This window comes from Kitasatospora sp. NPDC089913 (assembly GCF_044748625.1).
GTDB lineage: Bacteria > Actinomycetota > Actinomycetes > Streptomycetales > Streptomycetaceae > Kitasatospora.
Window position 1 is genome coordinate 44,273 of the sequence record NZ_JBIVGI010000003.1, and the last position, 21,161, is coordinate 65,433.

Annotated in this window: 14 protein-coding genes and 1 pseudogene; 6 read left to right on the top strand and 9 right to left on the bottom strand. The window is 74.8% G+C overall.

The window, feature by feature from the left end; all coding sequences use genetic code 11:
* Positions 1 to 28: 28 nt before the first annotated feature.
* Entirely contained in the window at positions 29 to 1,777 is a 1,749-nt protein-coding gene (locus tag ACIPYS_RS06775; RefSeq protein WP_400744086.1) for an AMP-binding protein, read from the bottom strand.
* Positions 1,778 to 2,481: 704 nt separating this feature from the next.
* Between ACIPYS_RS06775 and ACIPYS_RS06780 the strand changes: the two genes are divergently transcribed.
* Positions 2,482 to 3,114: an AAA family ATPase gene (locus tag ACIPYS_RS06780; protein WP_231978058.1), complete on the top strand. Its 633-nt coding sequence runs from the start codon at positions 2,482 to 2,484 to the stop codon at positions 3,112 to 3,114.
* Between the two features lie 201 nt (positions 3,115 to 3,315).
* Positions 3,316 to 4,074 (top strand): thioesterase II family protein, encoded by a 759-nt coding sequence (locus ACIPYS_RS06785; protein WP_093863695.1) that lies wholly within the window; start codon positions 3,316 to 3,318, stop codon positions 4,072 to 4,074.
* A gap of 158 nt (positions 4,075 to 4,232) precedes the next feature.
* Here ACIPYS_RS06785 and ACIPYS_RS06790 read toward each other — a convergent pair whose 3' ends face one another.
* Positions 4,233 to 4,670, bottom strand: coding sequence for a MarR family winged helix-turn-helix transcriptional regulator (locus ACIPYS_RS06790; protein WP_093863696.1), 438 nt, complete (start codon positions 4,668 to 4,670; stop codon positions 4,233 to 4,235).
* Positions 4,671 to 4,846: 176 nt separating this feature from the next.
* The gene (locus ACIPYS_RS06795) at positions 4,847 to 5,602 is read right to left on the bottom strand and encodes an N-acyl homoserine lactonase family protein (protein ID WP_400744090.1); all 756 of its coding nucleotides are present in this window, start codon (positions 5,600 to 5,602) and stop codon (positions 4,847 to 4,849) included.
* A 323-nt stretch (positions 5,603 to 5,925) separates the two neighbouring features.
* Here ACIPYS_RS06795 and ACIPYS_RS06800 point away from each other — a divergent pair, with 323 nt between their 5' ends.
* Complete coding sequence (locus ACIPYS_RS06800) at positions 5,926 to 7,773, top strand: S8 family peptidase (RefSeq protein WP_400744093.1); 1,848 nt, start codon at positions 5,926 to 5,928, stop codon at positions 7,771 to 7,773.
* A gap of 147 nt (positions 7,774 to 7,920) precedes the next feature.
* On the opposite strand, the gene ACIPYS_RS06805 is transcribed toward ACIPYS_RS06800, so the two are convergent.
* Entirely contained in the window at positions 7,921 to 8,736 is an 816-nt protein-coding gene (locus ACIPYS_RS06805; RefSeq protein WP_400744096.1) for a DUF4389 domain-containing protein, read from the bottom strand.
* 383 nt (positions 8,737 to 9,119) lie between these two features.
* Between ACIPYS_RS06805 and ACIPYS_RS06810 the strand changes: the two genes are divergently transcribed.
* From ACIPYS_RS06810 to ACIPYS_RS06820, 3 genes are read left to right on the top strand one after another with little or no spacing between them, the layout of a single operon-like run.
* Positions 9,120 to 9,554, top strand: coding sequence for a hypothetical protein (locus tag ACIPYS_RS06810; RefSeq protein WP_400744099.1), 435 nt, complete (start codon positions 9,120 to 9,122; stop codon positions 9,552 to 9,554).
* Entirely contained in the window at positions 9,551 to 11,488 is a 1,938-nt protein-coding gene (locus ACIPYS_RS06815) for a GMC family oxidoreductase (RefSeq protein WP_400744102.1), read from the top strand. Before ACIPYS_RS06810 ends, ACIPYS_RS06815 begins: the two co-directional genes overlap by 4 nt.
* Positions 11,485 to 12,429 (top strand): hypothetical protein, encoded by a 945-nt coding sequence (locus tag ACIPYS_RS06820; RefSeq protein WP_400744104.1) that lies wholly within the window; start codon positions 11,485 to 11,487, stop codon positions 12,427 to 12,429. The genes ACIPYS_RS06815 and ACIPYS_RS06820 overlap by 4 nt, the downstream gene beginning before the upstream one ends.
* A 112-nt stretch (positions 12,430 to 12,541) precedes the next feature.
* On the opposite strand, the gene ACIPYS_RS06825 is transcribed toward ACIPYS_RS06820, so the two are convergent.
* The 5 genes and pseudogenes from ACIPYS_RS06825 to ACIPYS_RS06845 form a co-directional block, all read right to left on the bottom strand.
* Complete coding sequence (locus ACIPYS_RS06825) at positions 12,542 to 13,552, bottom strand: NlpC/P60 family protein (RefSeq protein ID WP_400744107.1); 1,011 nt, start codon at positions 13,550 to 13,552, stop codon at positions 12,542 to 12,544.
* A gap of 253 nt (positions 13,553 to 13,805) precedes the next feature.
* Positions 13,806 to 17,990 (bottom strand): helix-turn-helix domain-containing protein, encoded by a 4,185-nt coding sequence (locus tag ACIPYS_RS06830; protein WP_400744109.1) that lies wholly within the window; start codon positions 17,988 to 17,990, stop codon positions 13,806 to 13,808.
* An 828-nt stretch (positions 17,991 to 18,818) separates the two neighbouring features.
* Positions 18,819 to 19,847 (bottom strand): annotated as a pseudogene (locus ACIPYS_RS06835) (bile acid:sodium symporter family protein); the annotation flags it as partial.
* A 53-nt stretch (positions 19,848 to 19,900) separates the two neighbouring features.
* Positions 19,901 to 20,239 carry a hypothetical protein gene (locus tag ACIPYS_RS06840; protein WP_093863703.1) on the bottom strand — a complete coding sequence of 113 codons (339 nt, stop codon included), beginning with the start codon at positions 20,237 to 20,239 and terminating at the stop codon, positions 19,901 to 19,903.
* Positions 20,236 to 21,126: an oxaloacetate decarboxylase gene (locus ACIPYS_RS06845; RefSeq protein ID WP_093863704.1), complete on the bottom strand. Its 891-nt coding sequence runs from the start codon at positions 21,124 to 21,126 to the stop codon at positions 20,236 to 20,238. Before ACIPYS_RS06845 ends, ACIPYS_RS06840 begins: the two co-directional genes overlap by 4 nt.
* Positions 21,127 to 21,161: the final 35 nt, after the last annotated feature.

Below are 21,161 nucleotides of genomic sequence, written 5' to 3' on the forward strand. Positions count from 1 at the left end.
CGGGCGGTCGAAGCACGAACGGCGTGCGCTACGCCGGGCCGTGCGCCCCTGGCGCCGTCGGCACAGGTGCCGCAGGTGGCGGCGGTGTTGTGGGCGGCATCGGTGACGTGGCTGCTGCGGCTGCTGCGGGTGTTGCGAGTGCGGAAGGTGCCGCAGGGTCGGCCGGGTCCGGTAGCAGGGCCCGGAGCGCCCCCAGGTCCGGCTTGCCGGTCCCGGACAGCGGGATGTCCGGCAGCACCAGGACCGTCGCGGGCTCGCACGCCGGCCCGCCCCGCTCCCGCACCCAGCGGCGCAGTTCGGCCGTCGTCACGGCGCTGCCGGGATCGACCGTCACGGCGGCGTGCGCGTGCTGGAGCCGGTCCCGGTCGGTGGTGGTGAACATGACCGCCTCGCGCACCGCCGGGTGCGTCAGCAGCGGCCCCTCGACCTCCCGGGGGAAGACGTTGTGGGCGTCGACGATCGCCACCGGATCGCGCCGCCCGGACACCGTGAGATACCCCGCGCCGTCCAGCGAGCCCAGATCACCGGTGTCCAGCCAGCCGTCCCGGAGCACCCTCGCGGTCGAACCGGGATCGCGCCAGTAGCCCTGCATCACGGTCGGCGTGCTCACCCAGATCCGCCCGACGCCGCCGGTCGGCAGCGGGCGGCCGTGCTCGTCCAGGATCCGCACGCCGGTGTCCGGGAGCGGCCGCCCGGCCGTGGTCAGCAGCCGGGGGTCGAGGTGCTCGTCCGGGGTGAGCCGGGTCACCGGTCCGCACTCGGTGAGGCTGTAGGTCTGGTGCAGCACCCGGCCCAGCCGGCGGGTGGCCTCGGCCAGCCGCTCCGGCGCCGCCGGGCAGCCGGTGTAGGTGATGCGGCGCAGGCTGCCGGTGTCGGTCCGGGGGAGCGCGGGGTGGTCGAGCACCCGGTACAGCAGGTGCGGCGGAAGGTAGACCCGGGTCACCCGGTACCGTTCGATCGCCGCGAGGACCTCCTCCGCCGCGAAGCCGTCCTGCAGTACCACGGTGCCGCCCGCCGCGAGGGCCAGGTCGGCCGTCGTCCCGCCGCCGTGGCAGAGCGCCGTGCAGAGCAGGAAGACCGATCCGGCGACCAGCTCCGGGCGCGGCGGCCGGGCGAATCGGCGCAGCACCCCCTTCGGTCGCCCGGTCGAGCCGCCGGTGAAGCGGATCGCCATGACGTCCTGCGGCCGGAACCGGGGCGCCACCGGCTCGGGCGACAGCGGTTCGGCCAGCGCCGTCAGATCCGTGCCGAGCGGGCCGGGACCGAGCCGGCCGGGGCTGAGTGGGCCGGGGCTGAGTGGGCCGGGGCTGAGCGGGCCGGGGCCGAGCGGGCCCGGACCGAGGGCCAGCAGCCGGGCCGACGGCAGCGCGGCCGCGACACCGGCCGCCGCCGCGCCGCACCCCGCCGGGTCGAACACGAACGCGTCCGTCCCCGCCGACCCGGCCAGCGCGATCAGCTCCGCGAGCGGCCGGTCGGTGGGGAGCAGCGCCACCCGGCAGCCGATCAGATTCGCGGCGAGCCGCACCAGCAGTGCCTCCGGCCGGTTCCCGGTCAGCAGGGTGACGCCGTCACCGCGCCCCAGCCCGGTGGAGCGCAGCGCCCGGGCGAGCCGGTACACGTCCGCGAGGCAATCGGCGGCCGTCCACGACCGCTCCCCGTACCGCAGCGCGACCCGCCCCGGATCCCGGGCCAGCCCGGCCAGCACCAGCCCGGTGTGCGTCGCGTCCGCCGCCCCGGCATCCGCCCCGCCCGTCCCGGCCCGCAGCGTCTCTGTCACGTACAGCCCTTCACCCGTCCCGGAGGGGGTCCGGGAATCTGACGGTGCATCATGAACGGCGACCACCATAGGACCCGGGGCCGTGCCGACCGCCACCGGGCGGGGCCGTTCGGGGGCGCCGGGGTCGGACGGCTCGCCCCGGGCGGAGGCCCGCCGCCGGGCCGGGCGAGGCGGTCGGGGGTTCGGCGACGAAGTTCCTGCAGATCGTCGGGCGTCCGCGACGGCGGACCGGCCGCGCGGCTCGGCCGGGGTGAACTCCTGGTACCGGTCGTCCGGCCCGGGGTCGGGCGAGCTCGCTCAGTGCCCGGAAGGCCCGGGAGGAGCAGGCCGGGGCGGGCGTGCAGCTCGGCGACTGCGGCGGTGTCCTCGGCCCGGCAGTCGGGGCCGAGTGCCACGACGGTGATGGCGGACGCCCGGTCGTCCGTCTCCGGGCCGCACCGGGCCGTCCGTCTCCGGGCCGTGCCGGACCGTGCCGGACCGGCAACGGGGGTCGGGGCCGGGAACCGCGGCGGGAGCCGGCGGCGTGGATTGTTATCGTTCCAGGTCGGGCACGGACGGGACGGGTGAGCGGTATGGACGGGTCGGCCATCGTGGGCGGAGCGAGGGCGGTCGTGCCGGGCGTGGGCGGAGCGAGGGCGGTCGTGCCGGGCGCGGGCGGAGCGAGGGCTGTCGCGCCGGGCGCGGGCCGGACGGCGGAGGCGGGGATGGAACCGCGGGGACCGGTGGACCTGCGCGGCGTGACCGGCGAGCCGTTCGTCGTGCACTACCCGGCCGACGCGGTCGTGGTGGTGTCAGGGCTGCCCGGCAGCGGCAAGAGCACCCTGCTGCGGCGCTGGTCCGCCCGCGCGCCGCAGGCCGCGACCGTCGACCCGCGCGCCGTGCACGAGGCCTGCGCCGCCGTCATGCCGGACCGCCTGCCGTACGCGGTCTACCGTCCGTGGGCCCGGCTGGAGCACTTCCGGCTGCTGCGCCGCTCGCTGCGCCGGGGCGGGCCACTGCTGGTGCACGACTGCGGCAGCCGGGCGTGGATGCGCCGCTGGCTGGCCCGCGAGGCCGCCCGGCAGGGACGGGAGCTGCACCTCGTCCTGCTCGACGTCGGGGCGGCGACCGCCCTGGCCGGTCAGCGGGCCCGCGGCCGCTGGGCCTCGAACCGGGTCTTCGCCCGCCACCGCCGGGGCCTGGACCGGCTGCTCGCGGCGCTCACCGCGCACACCCGGGGCGCCGCGGGGACGCCGGTGCCGGAGGCGGCTTCGGTACTGCTGCTGGACGGCCGGTCCCGCTCGCGGGCGGCCGAGGCGCGCTTCGGCCGCGGCGAGGCGGTGGCGGCCGGGGGCTGACCGAAGGATCGCGGGGGTCGGCCGAAGTGCGGGAGTGTCGAAGCGCTGCGGCGGCGGACTTCCGGACCGGCCGGGGAGCGCCGATGGGCCGTGGCCGGACGATCCTCCTCCGGCGGGCGGTTGACGTGGGTGCGGGTCGGCCGGGGAGACTGTGCGGGAAGACCGTCCTGCCGATCAGTCAGTCGCGAGGGAGCGCACCCTATGCCCGGCCCCACCGCCGTCACCGACAGCCTCTGGTTCCGCCGTTTCCACCCGTTCGACACGGCGCCCGCCCGGGTCGTGATGTTCCCACACGCCGGTGGCTCGGCGGGCTTCTTCCGGGACTGGTCGGCCGAGCTGTCGCCGTACGCGGACGTGCTCGCCGCCCAGTACCCCGGCCGGCTGGACCGGATCGACGAGCGGGCGCTCGACTCGCTGCCCGAGCTGGCCGACCGCGTCTACGCCGCGCTCCGGCCGTGGGCGGACCGACCGCTGGTCCTCTTCGGGCACAGCATGGGGGCGGCGATCGCCTTCGAGGTGACCCGCCGGTTCGAGCGCGACCAGGTGGCCGGCCCGGTGCGGCTGTGCGTCTCGGGCAGCCGGGCGCCGTCCGAGCCGCGCGACTCCGCGGTGCACCTGCTGCCCGACGAGGGGCTGCTCGCCGAGCTGGCCAGGCTCGGCGGCACCGACGAGCGCCTGCTGGCCGACCCCGAGTTGAGGGAGATGATCCTGCCCTCGCTGCGCGGCGACTACACGGCCATCGAGACCTATGTGGCCGCGCCGGAGGACACGGTCCGGGTGCCGGTGACCTCCCTGACCGGGGACAACGACCCCCGGGTGACCCTCGACCAGGCGGGCGACTGGGCCGCTCACACCACGGGTGATTTCGACCTGAAGGTCTTTCCCGGCGGCCACTTCTACCTGACCCACGAGCGGACCGGCGTGCTGGACGTGGTGAAGGCCCACCTGCGCGCCCTCTGAGGCGGCCGTGGGGCGGGGGGGGGGGGGGGGGGGCCCCCCCGCCCCGCCGGCCCCCCCCCCCCCCCGCCCGGCTCGGGCCGGCTCCCGGCCGACCCCGTCGGAGCGCCGGGCTCGGGCCAGGGCTCGGGGCAGGTTCAGGGTCGGTCCCAGGGCAGGGTTCAGGGTCGGGCGAGGGCCTGCTCGAGCAGCTCCTGGAGCGCCAGCCGTTGCTCCGGCCCCAGCCCCGCCAGCGGTGAGTCTGCGGCGAGCAGGGCCAGCAGCCGCTCCCGCAGGCCGGTGCCCGCGGGAGTGAGGACGAGGTGCCGCGCGCGCCGGTCGGTGGGGTGGGGGCGCCGTTCGACCAGCCCCTGCCGTTCCAGGCGGTCGACGACGAAGGTGGCGTTGGAGGGCTCGCAGCTCATCCGCCCGGCGAGCTCACGCATCGTCAGCGGCCCGTGCAGCTCGCGCAGCGCGGTGGCCTGGGCCGCCGTGAGGCCGAGCCCGGCGGCGTGCTCGCGCAGATGGTCGCCGATCCGCTGGGCGAGTCCGTTCACCAGGCCGCAGAGGGCCCGCTCGGCCCGGACCCGTTCGTCCGGCACATCCGGGGGCGGTGTCATGCGGTCATGCTACCCAGGGAACAAGCTTCAAGATGAAGCAATGCAAGCTTGAAGTATCTCGCCGGTGAACTCCTGTGCCTTCCGGTCGGCCGGCCTCCCGGTCGTCCAGCCTTCCGCCCGTCGCAGCCGCAGCCGCAGCCGCAGGCGAAGTCGCAGTCGCCGTCGCAGCTGCGGCGTCAGTCCCGTTCGGGGTGATGCGGAAGGGGCCGGGGCGGGTGGTCCCAGCTGCCCGGGCGGGGTGGTTCCCAGACCGAGCAGTCGTGGGCGAAGAGGACGCGCCGCGGGTCGAAGTCGGCCAGCCGGTCCAGCCAGGGCCGGTAGCCGGGAAGCGGCGGTTCGACGCCTTGGCCGGCCGCGTGGCGGGCCAGGTGGTCCGAGGAGAATTCGGACGCGAAGTCGTAGGCCTGGCCGGCGAGGAGCACGGTCCCGTCGTCCTGTCGGACCACGAGCGACTGGTGCCCGTCGGTGTGCCCGGGGGTGGGGAGGATCCGGATCCCGGGCAGGACCTCCGCCTCGCCGTCGACCACCCGGTAGGTCGCGCCGGGGAAGTCGACCAGTTCGTCGACGGTGTGTCCGCCCCGGCGGGCGGCGGCCAACTCCACGGCCTGGACCAGGATCGGCGTGCCGCCCAGCAGTGGGTTCCCGCCGCAGTGGTCGAAGTGGAGATGGCAGTTCACCACCAGGGAGATGTCCGCGAGGGTGACACCCGCGGCGGCGAGGGCATCCTCCAGCGGTCTGCGCCGGGGCCGGTAGTGGGCCTCGGTCCCGGGGTCGACGGCACCGATGCCGGTGTCGAAGAGGACCAGCCCCCGGTCGTGCCGCACCAGGTAGGCGAGCACGGGTTCGACCCGCGGTCGGGGACCGCCGGTCTCCGGGGCGGGTCGGACGAAGTAGCCGAGGTCCAGTCGACGTACTGCCGCGTGAGTGCCCATCCGCTCATTCTGGCGCCCGGACGGGGTCCGTTCCGGGGGCGTCCGCCGAGAGCGGATTCGACCGCCCCGACGGTGCGGTGGCCGCGGCTCGCCCCGGCGGGTGGAACCCGTGCCGATCGCTGCGGCCGGGCGTGCCGGCTGCCCGGGTTCCGCGCAGGTGGGGATGACCGGAATGACAGGGGCAATCGGGGAGACATCAAACGTTGACACGTTTGTGACAACAGGTCACGCGTAAAGCCTTCCCCAAATGCTTGCTGTTCTGGCATGTTGCGTTCAACCCCCGTGTGATCCCCTCACGCACGGGCCCCGATCGGAGGACGCACGTGTCACCCCTGATATCCCGGCGGGTCGGCCGCCCCACCGCCGCGCTCGCCCTGCTGGCCGCCGCGGCCCTGGCCACCCCCGCGACCCTGGCCGTCGCGGCGCCCGCCGCGCCCGCCTCCGCCCCCGTCGTCCAGGCCCCGGCCGCCCCGGCCGCCCCGGCCGCTCCGCAGAGCCAGGCCGCCCCGCAGGCACCGGCGGTCGCCGCCGCCTGGGCCGCCGGGACCCGCGCCTACCTGGTGATCAGCGCCCCCGCCGACGTCGCCGCCGCCAAGTCCGCGGTGACCGCCAACGGCGGCACCGTCTTCGCGAGCTACGACGCGATCGGCGTCGTCGTCGCCCACTCCACCGGCACCGGCTTCGCCGCCGCGGTGCGCGGGGCGGCCGGCGTCCAGCAGGTCGGCGCGACCCGCACCTCGGACGTTCCGGCCGACGCCTACAACCCGGCGCTGCCCGCGAACCCCGCCCAGTCGGCGACCACGCTGACCGAGTCCAACCGCTGGGACATGACCCAGATCAAGGCCGACCAGGCCTGGGCCGTCTCCACCGGCTCGTCCACGGTCAAGGTCGGCGTGCTGGACACCGGCGTCGACGACCAGCACCAGGACCTGGCGCCCAACTTCGACGCCGCCGACTCCGCCTCCTGTGCCTACGGCAAGGCCGACACCCGCACCGGTGCCTGGCGCGACGTCGACACCCACGGCACCCACGTCGCCGGCACCATCGCCGCCGCCAAGAACGGCAAGGGCGTCATCGGCGTGGCCCCCGGCGTCAAGATCGCCTCGGTCCGGATCGCCGAGCCGACCAGCACCCTGTTCTTCGCCGAGAACACCGTCTGCGGCTTCGTGTGGGCCGGTGACCACGGCTTCAAGGTGACCAACAACAGCTACTACACCGACCCGTGGCAGTTCAACTGCCCGGACAACCTGGACCAGGCGGCCATCATCGAGGGCGTCCGCCGGGCCCAGGCCTACGCCGAGGGCAAGGGCTCGCTCCAGGTCGCCGCGGCCGGCAACTCCAACTACGACCTGGCCAACAAGACCACCGACAGCGACAGCCCCAACGACTCCACCAAGGTCACCCGGACCATCACCAACGCCTGCATCGACATCCCGACCGAGCTGCCCGGTGTGGTGACCGTGTCGGCCATGGCCAGCGGCACCGGCAAGGCCTCGTACTCCAACTTCGGCCGGGGCGTCATCGACGTCGCCGCGCCCGGCGGTGACGGCGCCACCGGTGTGTACTCCACGCTGCCCGGCGGCAAGTACGGTACCAAGAGCGGCACCTCGATGGCCTCCCCGCACGTGACCGGTGTCGCGGCGCTGATCGCGAGCGCCAACCCGACGTTCACCCCGGCCGACATCCGCGCCCGCCTGGCCACCCAGGCCAACGACGTGGCGTGCCCCTCCGACAGCCGCTGCACCGGCACCACCGCCAACAACGCCTTCTTCGGCGAGGGCCAGGTCGACGCGCTCAAGGCGGTCGGCGGCGGCACCCCGCCCACCGGCAAGTACTTCGAGAACCTGACGGACGTGGCGATCACCGACAACGCGACGGTGGACAGCCCGCTGGCCGTGACCGGGGTCGGCGGCAACGCCCCCGCCGCGCTCAAGGTCGGTGTGGACATCAAGCACACCTACCGCGGTGACCTGGTCCTCTCCCTGGTCGCGCCGAACGGCACGGTCTACCTGCTGGAGGACTTCACGGACAGCGACAGCGCCGACAACGTGGCCAAGACCTACACCGTCAACGCCTCCGCGAGCCCGGCCGACGGGACGTGGAAGCTGCGGGTCAAGGACGGCGCCTCCGGCGATGTCGGCACCGTCGACGCCTGGAACCTGACCTTCTGACGGTCGCCCCGTCCGGTGGGCAGTGCGGACGGGGACCGGAACGGGCCGCGGCGGCGGGAGCGATCCCGCCGCCGCGGCTTTCCCGTTCCTCGTGCTGCTCCGGCGCGCTGCTCCGGCGCGCTGCTCCGGCTGGGAACGGTCGTGCCGTCAGCGGGACGACGACCCCGGGAGGACGGGACCGGGGAGCAGGGGGCCGGTGACGTTCTTGACCTCGTCGTCGTCATCGTTCACGGTCGTCGTGACCGAGCTGGTCACCCCGGAGGCCAGGCCGAGGATCAGGAAGAGCACCAGCAGCCCCCGGCCCGCGCCGCTCATGACCAGCGGCCGGGTCGCCGACACCGTCCCCTCGGGATCCGAGCCGGGCTCGTCGCCGAAGAGCCGCTTCGGGTAGGCCGAGGTGAGCATCACCAGGTAGGCCATGTACCGCATCCGGTAGCGCAGCACCGCGGCGGTCGCCTCGAACAGGGGCTGCGGCATCCGTCCGAGGACCAGCACCACCAGCCAGCTGATCCAGCCGACCACCCACCAGCCCGCGTAGAGCAGCCCCTGCACCACGGCGGCCGGGACGACCAGCACGATCCGGAACAGCACCGCGAGCCGGTTCAGCTCCCCGGGCCTGAGGCCGACCTGCACGGGGTGGTCGGGGACGCGGAACGCGAACGGCGGATAGCTGCCCGTCGTCATCATCAGGTACGCGTTCACCCGGGTCTCGTACGGCACGTACGCGCAGAGGTAGTCGGCGGCGAAGACCGGGAGCCGGCCGAGGACGAGGGCGCCGAACCAGCCGATGACCGTGACCACGAACGCCACCACCGACAGTACCCAGAGCACGATGAACTGCGGGATCAGCAGCAGGAGCCGGAACAGTACGGTCAGGCGGTTCTGCGGTCCGGGGGCGGGCACGTCGAGCGCGGGCAGCCATTCGTTCGGGTAAGGGGCGGCGGCGGGGGGAGCCTGCCACATCGGGGCCTCCAGGGCTCGGCACCGGGGCGCGCGGTGGACCCGCGCGTGCTCCGAAGATCGCAGCCGACCGGGAAGACCGCGCGCTGCGTTGCGCCACCCGGGCGATGTACCCGACCGGTCGGGATCGGTCGTTCTGGCGGGTTATCTGATAAGCAATCGATCGCAAAATGACGGCCAGGTCATGGCGAGGCGGTCGTGATCGATCGATTGTGGTCGAAGGTTCTCCGGGGGCCGGCAACGGGGCAGCATCGGTTCCGGGACGATCGGGAGTGCGCCCGATCGGCCGTCGGACGCGGAGCGCCCACCCGGCTGTCATGTCCGGGACGTGATGCGACGTGATGCGACGCGACGTGATGCGACCTGCTCACCATGGGGGTGCCGGCTTGCCAGGGTTCGACGACTACCACCACCGCCTCTCGGGACCGGTCGCCGAGGGTCCCGATCCCGGAGCCGGGACCGACGAGCCGGACCGCGCGGCCCACGGCTTCCCCGCGTCGGGCGACCTCCTGGAGCTGACCGACTTCGCCGACTTCCTCCGCTTCTCCGCCGAACTCACCGGCTTCGACGAGAGCGAACTGCGCGACACCGGCATGGCTCACGAACACCACCGCACCCTGCTCGCCCACCGGGTCCGCGACGAGCACGCCCTGGTCCACCTCTGGTACGTCGGTGCCTGGCCGGACGAGCCGCCCGCCTCGCCCCGGGCCCACGAGCGGGGCCTGATGTGGCGCACGTTCCACGGCGCCGCCCCCGGCAGCACCGCCCCGGGCCACGGCAGCTGGGCCGAGCCTCCGCGGGACGGCGGGGCCGGCCGATGACCCGGGACACCCGGCGGCACTGGGACGTGATCGTGGTCGGCGCGGGCTTCGCCGGTTCGCTGGTGGCCCACCGCCTGGGCGGGCACGGCCACCGCGTCCTCGTCCTCGAAGCGGGCCACGACGTCCCGGACGCCGCGACCACCGCCGCCGCGTACCTGGCGGCCGGCGGCGGCACCCCCACCTCGCCCTACCCCCGCAGCGCCGACGCCCTGTCCCCGGACGTCGACGACCTGACCGGCCGGCCCGACGGCGGGTCCACCGCCACCGGACACCTCCGCCAGCACGGCCCGCTGCCCTACGCGAGCGGCTACCTGCGGGCCAACGGCGGCACCGGCCTGCTCTGGACCGGCCTCACCCCGCGCATGCACCCCGAGGACTTCCGCACCGCCGACCTCGGCCACGGCCGCAACTGGCCCATCGGCTACCAGGACCTCGAGCCGTACTACCGGCAGGCCGAACACGAGCTCGGCGTCGCCGCCGACGCCGACCAGCAGCGCACCGCCGTCGGACTGCCCATCCCCGCCGACTACGCCTTCCCGATGCGCGCGATCCCCGCCACCCACCTGGACCGGACCCTCGGCCGCGCCCTGGACGGCCGGACCGTCCGCGACCCGGCCGCCGACGAGGACGCCCGACTCGAGGTCAGCACCACCCCGCACGCCCGCAACGGCCGGCCCACCCGACCGGAGCACCCGGCCGGACCGCTCTGCCGGGGCGCCGCCTCCTGCGTGCCGGCCTGCCCCAGCGGCGCCAAGTACACCCCGCTGCGCACCCAGGCCCGCTGGGCGCCCGGCGTCCGGCTGCGCACCGACGCCGTGGTGAGCCGGGTCCTGGTCGACGGCACCGGCCGTGCCACCGGCGTCGAGTACCACGCGGACGGCGACACCCACCGCGCCCACGCCGACCTGGTCGTCCTCGCCGCCCACGCGATCGAGAACGCCCGGCTGCTGCTCCTCTCCGGCCTCGCCAACCGCAGCGACCAGGTCGGCCGCAATCTGATGGACCATCCGGCCCTGCTCACCTGGGGCCTGCTGCCGGGGCCGACGGGGCCCTACCGGGGGCCGGGTTCCACCAGCGGACTGGAAGCCTTCCGCTTCGGCCGGGCCCGGGCCCGGCGCGCGCCGTTCCGGATCGAGATCGGCAACTGGGGCTGGTCCTGGGCCGGTCGGCCGCCCCAGGTCGAGACCGCGGCCCTGCTCCGCACCGGGGTCCGCGGCAAGGACCTGCGCGACCGCCTCGGCGACCGGCTCGGCCGTCAGTTCTCGCTCCAGTTCGAACTGGAACAGCCGGCCGACCCGGCCAACCGGGTCACCCTCGACCACAGCCGGCCGGACCGGCTCGGCCTGCCGCGACCGGCCCTCCACTACGACCTCTCCGAGTACGTCCGGCAGGGCATGGCCTCCGCCCGGGCCGTCTCCGACCAACTGTTCGCCCTGCTCGGCGCCGAGGACCACACCCACTACGAGGCCGGCCCCGGCTGGCCCGGGCGGCTCGAGCACGACGGCCGGCCCTACGGCTACCGGGGCGCCGGCCACGGCGGCGGCACCCACATCATGGGCGACTCGTCGGCCACCTCGGTGGTCGACCAGTGGCAGCGCTGCTGGGACCACCCCAACCTCTACGCCGTCGGCTGCGGCTCGATGCCCTCGCTCGGCACCTCCAATCCCTCGCTCACCATGGCCGCCCTCGCCCTGCGCAGCGCCGACCGGGCCCACCACGATCTGACGGTTCTCCGCGGTCCGGCGGTGCTGCACGGCCCGGCGGTGCTGCACGGCCCGGCGGTGCTCACCGCGCCGCGTCCGTCCGTGCCTCCTCCGGCTGTTCCTTCCGCCGTTTCCCCGCCTGTCCCCTCCGCGGGCCTCTTCGCCGGCCCATCCGCCGGCCCCTCCACTGTGCCCGCGCCCTCACCGACCTCGCCCAGGGAGCCCTCATGACCGGCCTGCCACTGCCACCCGTGCCGGAGCCGTACTACCTCCCCTTCCACTACGGAGCCCTGCACAACATCGGTGTGGACTACCTGGTCGACCCCGGCCCCGTCCAGGAACTGCTCGCCGAACGTCACCCCGCGCTGGCGGCGGCCGACTTCGGCGGCCGCGCCTGCGTCTCGCTCAACTACCAGCTGTACTTCGCCCAGTACCCGACCGGCGGCGGGATCACCGAGGAGGTGGAGATCAACGTGATCGCCCACCCCCGGTCCGCCGCCGACCGGCTGCCGGCCGTCGACTACGGCCAGTACGCCCGGGGCCACGACCAGACCAGGCTGCTCGGCATCGCCCGCCTCCACGTGCTCTGCGACAACCCGCTCGCCATCGACGCCGGCACCCGGCTCTACGCCGAGCCCAAGCACCCCGGCTGGTTCACCGCCGTTCTGCCCTCGCTGAACGCGGCCGCCGTGCACGACCGCTGGTCCGTCGCCTGCCACCGGGCCACGCTCGGCCCGGACGGGCTGCGCCGGCACGAGGAGGAACTGTTCGCCGTCGAGGCGGACCTGGCCGGCCTCGACAGCGAACCGGTCGTCAACACCCCCGTCACCGGGTACGGCACCGACGAGGAGGGCCGACTGCTGGCCGGCCCGCTCACCGTCCACCAGCCCTACCGCTTCCACCCGTTGGACGGCCGCACCGCCGACCGGGTACGCCTCACCCTCGGCGAGCGCGGCCCGGGCGGGACCGGTTCGACCGGTGTGGCCGGTCCGGGTGGTGCGCCTGGTCCGGGTGGTGCAGTCGCTTCGGGGGGTGCGCCCGGTTCCGGTGGGTACGCGCGGGAGGCCGTCGCCGATCTCGCCCGCCTGGTCGGCGACGCGCCCGCGGCCGGGGCCTGGACCTACCAGTCCGCACCGGTGGCCGCCCACCACCGTCCTTACTACATCCCCTGACCCCCCGACCGCGGCGGGGCTGCGGCAGGACGACGGCAGCAACCCGGCCGGACGACGCCGAGGACCGCCCCGGCCGGACGGCGGGGGCGGTCCCGGGAGGGGCTCGGTCGGGTCAGGAGCGCAGGGCCGGCTGGGGCTTGCACTCCGGGACGTCGGTGAGCCAGGCCGGCCCCTGGAGGTAGATGTTGCTGATCCAGCCCCGGTAGTCCGGCAGATAGGACCAGGCGTCATTGGTGTAGCCCTCGGCGGTGACCGACTGGCCGTGCACCTGGCAGGAGACCCGTACCGTGGTCGGCCCGGGCAGGACGGCCACCGGGGTGCCGGCGGTGGAGGGCGCCGGCCGGACGTTCACCCCCGAACTCCAGGTCCGCTGCGTCGTGGTGCCGCCGGGCGGTGTCCCCTGGTCACCCGGTGCGAAGCGCACCGCGCCCGCGTAGTCGGACATGGTGTGGCTGGTGAGGTCGGACACCATGAGGTGGGTGTCCGACTCCCGGGCCTCGACGATCCTGCCGGCGCCGAGGTAGATCGCCACGTGGTGCACCCAGGAGCGGCCCCAGAAGACGAGGTCGCCGGGGAGCAGCGCGGCGGTGTCGGTGCCGAGCCGCTGACCGGGCAGGCCGAAGATCTCGGCCGCGTCCTTCTGACCGACGACGTCCTGGCCGACGGCCTGCGACCAGGCCCAGCGGACGAGTCCTGAGCAGTCGAAGCCGATCCGGTACGGGTCGTTGCGGGAGCGCTCGGGGTCGCTCGGGTCGACCGAGCCGTAGGTCGCTCCGGGGGTCGGGCCGTGCCCGCCGCCCCAGGTGTACCAGGTGCCGGCGGCGACCTGGGTGCAGGCCGCGGTGATGGCCCGGCCGGCGGCCTCGGAGCTCGGGGCGCCCTGCGCCGCGCAGTCGGCGGCGGCTGTCGGGCCCGGTGCCGTGGCTGTTGCCGGTGTTGCCGGTGCTGTCGGTGTTGGTGGTCCCGGTGTTGCCGCGGTGCCCGGTGCCGACGGGACCGTGGGCGCCGACGGAGGCGCGGGGGAGGCCGAGGCGGGGGACACCAGGACCGTCGTGGTCAGGAGACCGGCCAGCAGGGCGAGTACTACGCCGGCCAGGTTGGTGGTGGGGTGTTTCGAGCGCACGGATGCCTCTTCTCGTCCTGCTGTGTGCCGGCCGGGCGCCTGCTGGTCGCCAATGGCGTTCAAGGGCGTTCCAGCTCGGTTCCGGCCGCGCGGACAGATGCCGGGGCGCGCGGCGGACAGCGCGCGCCGTGAGGGTGGTCCGAGCCTGGCAAGCCGGCCGGGACGGCGTCCAGCGGGCCACCGTCGCCCATCGCGGCGGGAAACGGGAAACGCCGTCGGGAAACCGCCGTTGAGCTGCCGGGACCGTGCCCTGTCAGCCCGTCCCGCCGTCGCATCCCCTGCGGTAGGGCTGCCCCGGGAGCAGCCGCGACCAGCGCTCCGGGTCGACCGGGCCGAGCAGCCCGCAGATGGCTGCCGCCCGCTCCCCGGTGTCCTGTCGCCACAGCCGGACCGTGCCGTCACTGCCGCCACTCGCCACCGACCGCCCGTCCGGGCTGAAGTCGACCGACCAGACGGCGCTGCCGAGACCGGTCAGCGTCGCCCTGGGCGCGCCGGTCGGAGCCTCCCAGGTGCGGACGGTGCCGTCGTTGCCGCCGCTGGCGAGGGTGCGGCCGTCGGGGGAGAAGGCGACCGCCCGCACCGCGCCCGTGTGACCTGTGAAGGTGATGCGCGGGCCGTGGGCGGCCGGGTCCCAGGTGCGGACGGCGCTGTCGTTGCCGCCGCTGGCGAGGGTGCGGCCGTCGGGGGAGAAGGCCACCGTCCGCACCGCGCCCGTGTGACCGGTCAGGGTGGCGGTCGGCCGCCGCTCGGCGATGTCCCACAGGCGCACCGTCAGATCGTCGCTGCCGGTGGCGAGGGTGCGGCCGTCCGGGGCGAAGGCCACGGTGTTGACGAAGTCCTCGTGCCCGAGCAGCACCCACTCGGCGTTCCCCTCGACGCTCCACAGTCTGGCGGTGCGGTCCTCGCCGGCCGAGGCGAGCAGCCGGCCGTCGGGGCTGAACGCCACCGCGAACACCGAGCCCTGGTGGCCGGTGAACCGCGCCCGTTCGCGCAGCGTGGCGAGGTCCCAGAGCCGGACGGTGCCGTCCGACCCCGCCGAGGCGAGCAGTCGGCCGTCCGGGCTGAAGGCGACCCCGAGGACCTGGCTCTCGTGCCCGGCCAGCACGGCCCGTTCGCGTCGGGTCGCGACCTCCCAGAGCCGGACCGAGCGGTCGGCCCCGGCGGTGGCGACGGTGCGCCCGTCGGGGCTGAACACCGCGCGCGAGATCTCCGCGAAGGGGTGCGGGGCGAGCGCCGCCGCTCCCAGGTCCCACAGCACCGCTGACTGGTCGAAGCCGGCGGTCACCAGCAGGCTGCTGTCCGGGCTGGCGGCGACACCCTGGACGTAGTCGGTGTGCCCGCCGAGCGTGGCCGTGACCCGGCGCCCGGCGACGTCCCAGAGCCGGACCGCGCCGTCGCCGCTGGCACTCACCAGGGTGGCGCCGTTGTCCGCGAAGGTCACCGCGTTGACGTCGTCGTTGTGGCCGGTGAGGGTCGCGGTGGTGGTGCCGGTGGCGGTGTCCCACAGTCGCACCGTGCGGTCGGCGCTCGCCGAGGCGAGGGTGCGGCCGTCCGGGGTGAGAGCGAGGCCGAGGACCTGGCCGCGGTGGCCGCCCAGGACCGCGGTGGTGGTGCCGGTGGCGGTGTCCCACAGCCGCACCGACTGGTCCGCGCCGGCCGAGGCGACGGTGCGGCCGTCCGGTCCGGTGACCACGGTCAGGACCTCACCGTCGTGGCCGGTCATGGTCAGGAGGAGACGGGCGTCGGGCGGCGGCTCCTCCCAGGCGGCGGTGGGTGCGGCGGTGGGTGTGGCGGGCGTGGCGGGCGTGGCGGTGGCCGGTCCGGTGGTGGCCGGTGCGGTGATCGTGGCTCCGGAGGTCGTGGCCGGTGCGGTGATCGTGGGTCCGGGGGTGGCGGGGCGGTCGGGGGCGGGCGTGTCCCAGCCGACGGTGGACCAGACCCGGACGGTCCGGTCGGCCCCGCCGGAGACGACCGTCCGTCCGTCCGGGGCGAAGGCGACCGAGCGGACCGGCCCGACGTGACCGCGCAGGACGACCGGCGGCCGGCGCTGCTCGACGTCCCAGAGCCGGACGGTGCCGTCGGACCCGGCCGAAGCCAGCAGACGCCCGTCCGGACTGAAGGTGACTGCCCGGACGGCGCTGTTGTGCCCGGTCAGGGTCGCGGCCGGCCGACGGTCCGGCAGGCTCCACAGCCGTACCGTCTCGTCGCTGCTGGCGGTGGCCAGCAGCCGGCCGTCGGGACTGATCGAGCAACTGTTCACCGGCCCCGTGTGCCCCAGGAGCCGACCCGCGAACGGCTGGGCCTGGGTGCTGAGCAGGGCGCCCCGGGCCTCGGGCGTCGGTGCGACGCGGAACGCCCGCTCGGCGAGGAGCATCGAGGCCTCCGGGCGGCCGGCGGCGAGCCGGGCCGACTCGGCGGCCAGCGCCAGCGAGGTCGCGGTCCGGCCCCGGTCGAGCGCGGCGGTCCGCTGCTGCTGGGCGAACACCCCGGCGGCGAGCGCCACGACGAGCAGTCCGGCCAGGGTGACCAGGAGTTGGCGCTCCCGACGGGCCTGCCGCCGGGCGCTGTCACGGCGCTGCTCCTCCTGCTCGTCGCTCGCCCGCAGAAAGGCGCCCTGCGAACCGGTCATCCCGGCCCGGTGGACCGGGTCCCGGGCCCACTGACGGGCGGCGGCGAGCCTGGTGCCCCGGTAGAGGGCGGCCGGGTCCCGCCGTTCGCGCTCCCAGTCGGCGGCGGCCTCGGCGAGCTGGCGGCGGACCAGCAGCCCGGCCCGGTCGGTGTGCACCCAGTGGCGCAGCCTCGGCCACGCGCGCAGCAGTGCCTCATGGGTGATGGCGACGGTGTCGCGGTCCACGGTCAGCAGGCGGGCCCGGACGAAGGCGTCCAGCACCGGGGCGGCCTCGTTCCGGCCGCTCCCGGGTGGGACGGGGCGGTCCGGGCCCCCGGGCGGACCCGGCAGCGGCGCCAGCAGCTCCGCCTTGGGCACGGGGCGCCTGAATTCCTCGCCCTCCGGTCCGACCTGCACCAGTCGGAGCAGCAGTTGGCGGGCGAGCTCCCGGTCCGCCGGGCCGAACCGGGTGAAGACCCGCTCGGCGCTCTCCGCCACCGCGCCGTGGATGCCGCCGGTGCGCAGATAGCCGTCCACGGTGAGGGTGTCGGCCGTCCGCTGCTGCCAGGTGGCCAGGAGCGCGTGCGAGAGCAGCGGGAGAACGCCGGGGGCCACGGTGGGAGTGGGGGCGACGGCGGGGGCGACGGCGGAGCCCGGCCGGGGGCCCGACGCACCGTCCGGACCGCCGCTGTGCTGCGCGCCGACGCCGCGCGGTCCGGTGTCGGTACTGCCGGCGCCGTGGCCGCCGGTGTTGTGGTTGTCGACATCGGGACTGCTGACATCGGGACTGCTGACAATGGGACCGCTGACAACGGGGCTGCCGAGGTCGGGGCTGCCGGTGGCGTGCGTGCCGAGGTCGCGCAGCAGTACCTCGACCAGTCCCGGCTCCAGCCGCAGCCCGGCCTCGGCCGCCGGGAAGGTGATCGACTCGCGCAGCTCGGCGGTGGTCATCGGGCCGAGCGCGAACAGCCCCTGGTCGATCACCGGGACGAGTTCCGGGTGCTCGAGGCAACGTCCGCAGAAGTCCGCCCGCACCCCGAGCACCACGAGCGTGGCCGGCCGCGCCGTGGCGAGTGCGCAGAGCGAGCGGACGAAGGTCCGGCGCTCCTGCTCGTCGGTGCAGAGGGTGAAGGTCTCCTCGAACTGGTCCACGACCAGGGCCAGTCCGCTGCCCGCCCCGATCGGGGGTTCCTGGTCGGCGTGGCGCAGCGCGGTGCCCAGGGCCGTCATCGGGTGCGCGGTCGGCGTGCAGGTCACCACCCGCCGCTCTGTCCCGTCCTCGCCGCGCAGTGCACCCGTGCGCAACGCGGGCACGAGGCCGGCCATCAGCAGCGAGGACTTTCCCGCCCCCGAGGGCCCGACGACCGCCAACGGTCCCTGCCCGGCTCGCTCGGCGAGTCGACGGAGCAGGGCGGCGATGGTGTCGGTACGCCCGGCGAACCAGCGGGCCTGGTCCGGGCCGAACGCCGCCAGCCCGGGGTAGGGACACGGACCGTCGTCCGCGACAGGCGACGCCGACGCGACCTCCCTCTCGGAGTCTGCCGCTGCCTCCGCCGCTGTCTCCGCGTCCCGCCCCACCGCAGCGCGGTCGCGGACCGGTTCGAGCAGCCGCACCAGTGCGCCATCGGCCCTGAGTACGTCGTCGCACCGTTGGGCGAGGTCCAGGGTGGCGGGCTTGCCGCCGTTCTCTATTTTGCTCAGATACCCCTTGCTGTAGTGGACCAGCCGGGACAACGCCGTGAGCGACAGCCCCCTTTCGTGTCGCAGTCGTCGCAACTCCGCCCCGAAACCGGGTGGAGCCTGCGGCGCTTCGTCGGCCTCCTGCCTCATCCTGCCCCCCTTCAGGTTGACGCGCTCGCCTCATCCTCGCCTCATCCTTGCCGCAGTGCGGCCCGCGAGTGCCGGGAAGCGTAAATCTTCTCCGTCCCTTGTTCATCTCCTTATTGACGATGCATCAGTTCTCTGTCGCCGACCACCCGCACAGGTCGGCGAGGTTTCCCGGACCGTTTCCCGTTTCCTGTCGGTACGGGCAACGGCGTCTGCCTGGACGCGGCTCCGGCGACGAGGCGACTCTCGAAACCGGCGCCGATCGGGAGGTCGGCCGGCTCCCGGCTCACCGGGGCCGCGCTTGTCCGGCCCCACCCGGACGCTCCCGCATCGGCGCTCCATCGGGGATCATGAATCTGGAGGCACATCGTGAGTTCGACCAAGCGCACCCTCAAGCGCGCCGTTACCGCCGTCGTCGCCCTCGCCGGCGCCGCGACCCTCGCCCTCACTCCGAGCACGGCCGGCGCGACCACGACCGGGAACAACGACAGCGCCACCGTCGGCGGCGTCCAGGGACACCCCGCGGACCCGGTCAACTGGGACTGCGCCTCCGGCAACGTCTGCCTCTACACCCGGGTCGGCTGGCAGGGCACCCGCTTCGACCTCTTCTACTACCAGACCTACAGCCTGGCGAACTGGAACGGGTCCGGATCCTGGTTCAACAACCAGACCGGCGGTGCCTTCATGAAGATCACCGACGGGAGCGGCCACACCATCCGCAGCAGCTTCGCCGTGAGCAAGGAGGACCCGTTCGACTTCAACCCCGCCTGGTACGTGACGCTCTGCCCGAGCGCCTGCTGACCCTGCGTCATCGCCCCCGGGCTCCCGTCCGTCCGACGGGGGCCCGGAGGTGCTCACCGCTCCGTCCGTCACCCCGGCGGGCGTGCGGTACGCCGTGCAGGACCAGCGTGCGGCCAGGAATGCGCCGGCCACGAGCTGCAACTGGTGGTACATCATCAACGGCAGCACCAGCAGACCCGCCTGGGGGCCGAAGAGGACGGCGGCCATCGGCAGCCCGGCGGCCAGGCTCTTCTGCGAGCCGCAGAGCACCGCCGCGATACCGGAGGCGCGGTCCAGGCCGAGCAGTCGTGCGCCGAGCCCGGCGGAGGCGAGCGCGGCTGCCAGCAGGAACAGCAGGACCGCCAGCAGTCCGAGCAGTGCGACCGGCGTGACGGTGGCCCACACGCCCTGCTCGACCGCGCCGCTGAACGCGGTGTACACGACCAGCAGGATCGATCCCCGGTCGACCGGGGCGAGCGCCCGGCGGTGGCGGCCCAGGAATCCGCCGATCCAGGGGCGCAGCAGTTGCCCCGCCACGAAGGGCGCGAGCAACTGGCCGCAGATCCGCAGGAGTCCGTCGGCCGAGAGGGCCGCGTCCGCTCCCAGCAGCCAGGCCGCGAGGAGCGGCGTCAGCAGCAGGCCCGCCAGGCTGGAGTAGGTGCCCGCGCAGATCGCGGCCGGGACGTTCCCCCGGGCGACGGCCGTCAGCGCCACCGAGGACTGGACGGTGGACGGCACCAGGCAGAGGAACAGCACGCCGGTCCGCAGCGGCCCGGCGTCGGCGACGGGGGCCGGCGCCGTCACGGCGAGGCCGAGCAGGGGGAACAGGACGAAGGTGCAGGACAGGACGAGGCCGTGCAGCCGCAGGTGCCGCAACCCGGCGACGGTCTCCCGGGTGGACAGCCGTGCCCCGTAGAGGAAGAAGAGCAGCCCCACCGCGAACTCGCAGGCCAGCTCGGCCCAGTGCGCCGCCCGTCCGGAGGCCGGAAACAGCGCGGCCAGTGCCACCGCCCCGGCCAGCGCGGCTACATAGGGGTCGAGCAGTCGCCACCACGGCCGTCGTCGTTCGCCGCTGCCCACTGGAGGGCTCGGTGCCTCCGCCGGCGGCGGCGAGCGGTGCTGACCGACCGTGGTCACTCCTCGTCCTCCTCCGCTGCTGGGGACGCCGCAGTGCCTCCGGTGAGGCCCAGCAGGCCGGGCACCACCGAGGTCGGGCCGTCGTGATCGCTGCCGGCGGAGCCGTGACCGAACAGGAGATCGGCCGTCCGGTCGATCTCGACGATCGAGTCCGCCCCGGAGTTGTCGATCACGGTGAGGAGACTGCCCGCCCCGACGGCCGCGCCCGGGACGGCGCAGCCGAGCAGGGCCCAGGCCGCCAGCGCCAGCCCCACGGCCAGCACCCGGTGGCGGCCCCGGCGCGAGGGCGCCTCGGCCAGGATCGGCACGGCCGGCCCTGGCCGCCGGAGCGTCACACGCCCACCTCCTCGCGCGTCGGGACACGGGCGATGTTCCGCTCCAGCAGCTCGGTGGATTCGCGGACGCCGATCGGCTCCCGCCCCCCGGCCTCGGCCGGCAGTCGGCCGTCCGCGACCTTGAGGCCGGCGAGTGCCTCGTCCATCGCGCGGTGGGCGGCGAACAGGCACGGCGTGCTGTAGATGGCCACGTCCACCCCGAGCGCGCCCAGCTCGGAGAGCGACAGCCGGGGCGACTTGCCGCCGGCGATCTGGTTGAACAGCAGCGGCTTGTCACCCACCACCCGGCGGATCCTCCGGATCCACTCCTCGCTGCGCACGCCGTCGACCAGCACCACGTCCGCACCGGTGGCGGCGAGGGCCTCGGCCCGGCGCAGGATGTCGGTCTCCTCGGTGGCGTCCGTGCGGGCGACCACGAGGAGATCGGTGCGGGCCGCGAGCACCTGGTCGAGCTTCTCCAGGTACTCCTCGAGGGGGAGGACCTGCTTGCCGTCGGCGTGGCCGCAGCGGCGCGGCCGCTTCTGGTCCTCCAGGATGACGCCCGAGGCGCCGATCCGCTCCAGCCGCCGTACCACGTGGCAGGCCACCTCCGGGTCGACGTAGCCGTCGTCGATGTCGACCAGCAGGTGGTGCCGGGGGAAGGCGCCGCGCAGCCGCTCGACGAAGGCGACCATGTCCGGCCAGGCGATGAAGCCGATGTCGGGCAGTCCGTAGTAGGAGGCCGCGAAGCCGAAGCCGGAGACGAACATGCCGTCGTAGTGCTCGGCCGCGATGGAGGCGGAGTACATGTCGTACACCCCGATGAGCGGGGTCGTCCCCGGGGCGGCGATCTGCTCGCGCAGCCGCTGCCCGTAGCTGCCGTGAAGGTTCTCGTGACGCAACGCCATCTCCTCTTCTGCCGGGGATCCATGCGCGACACGCA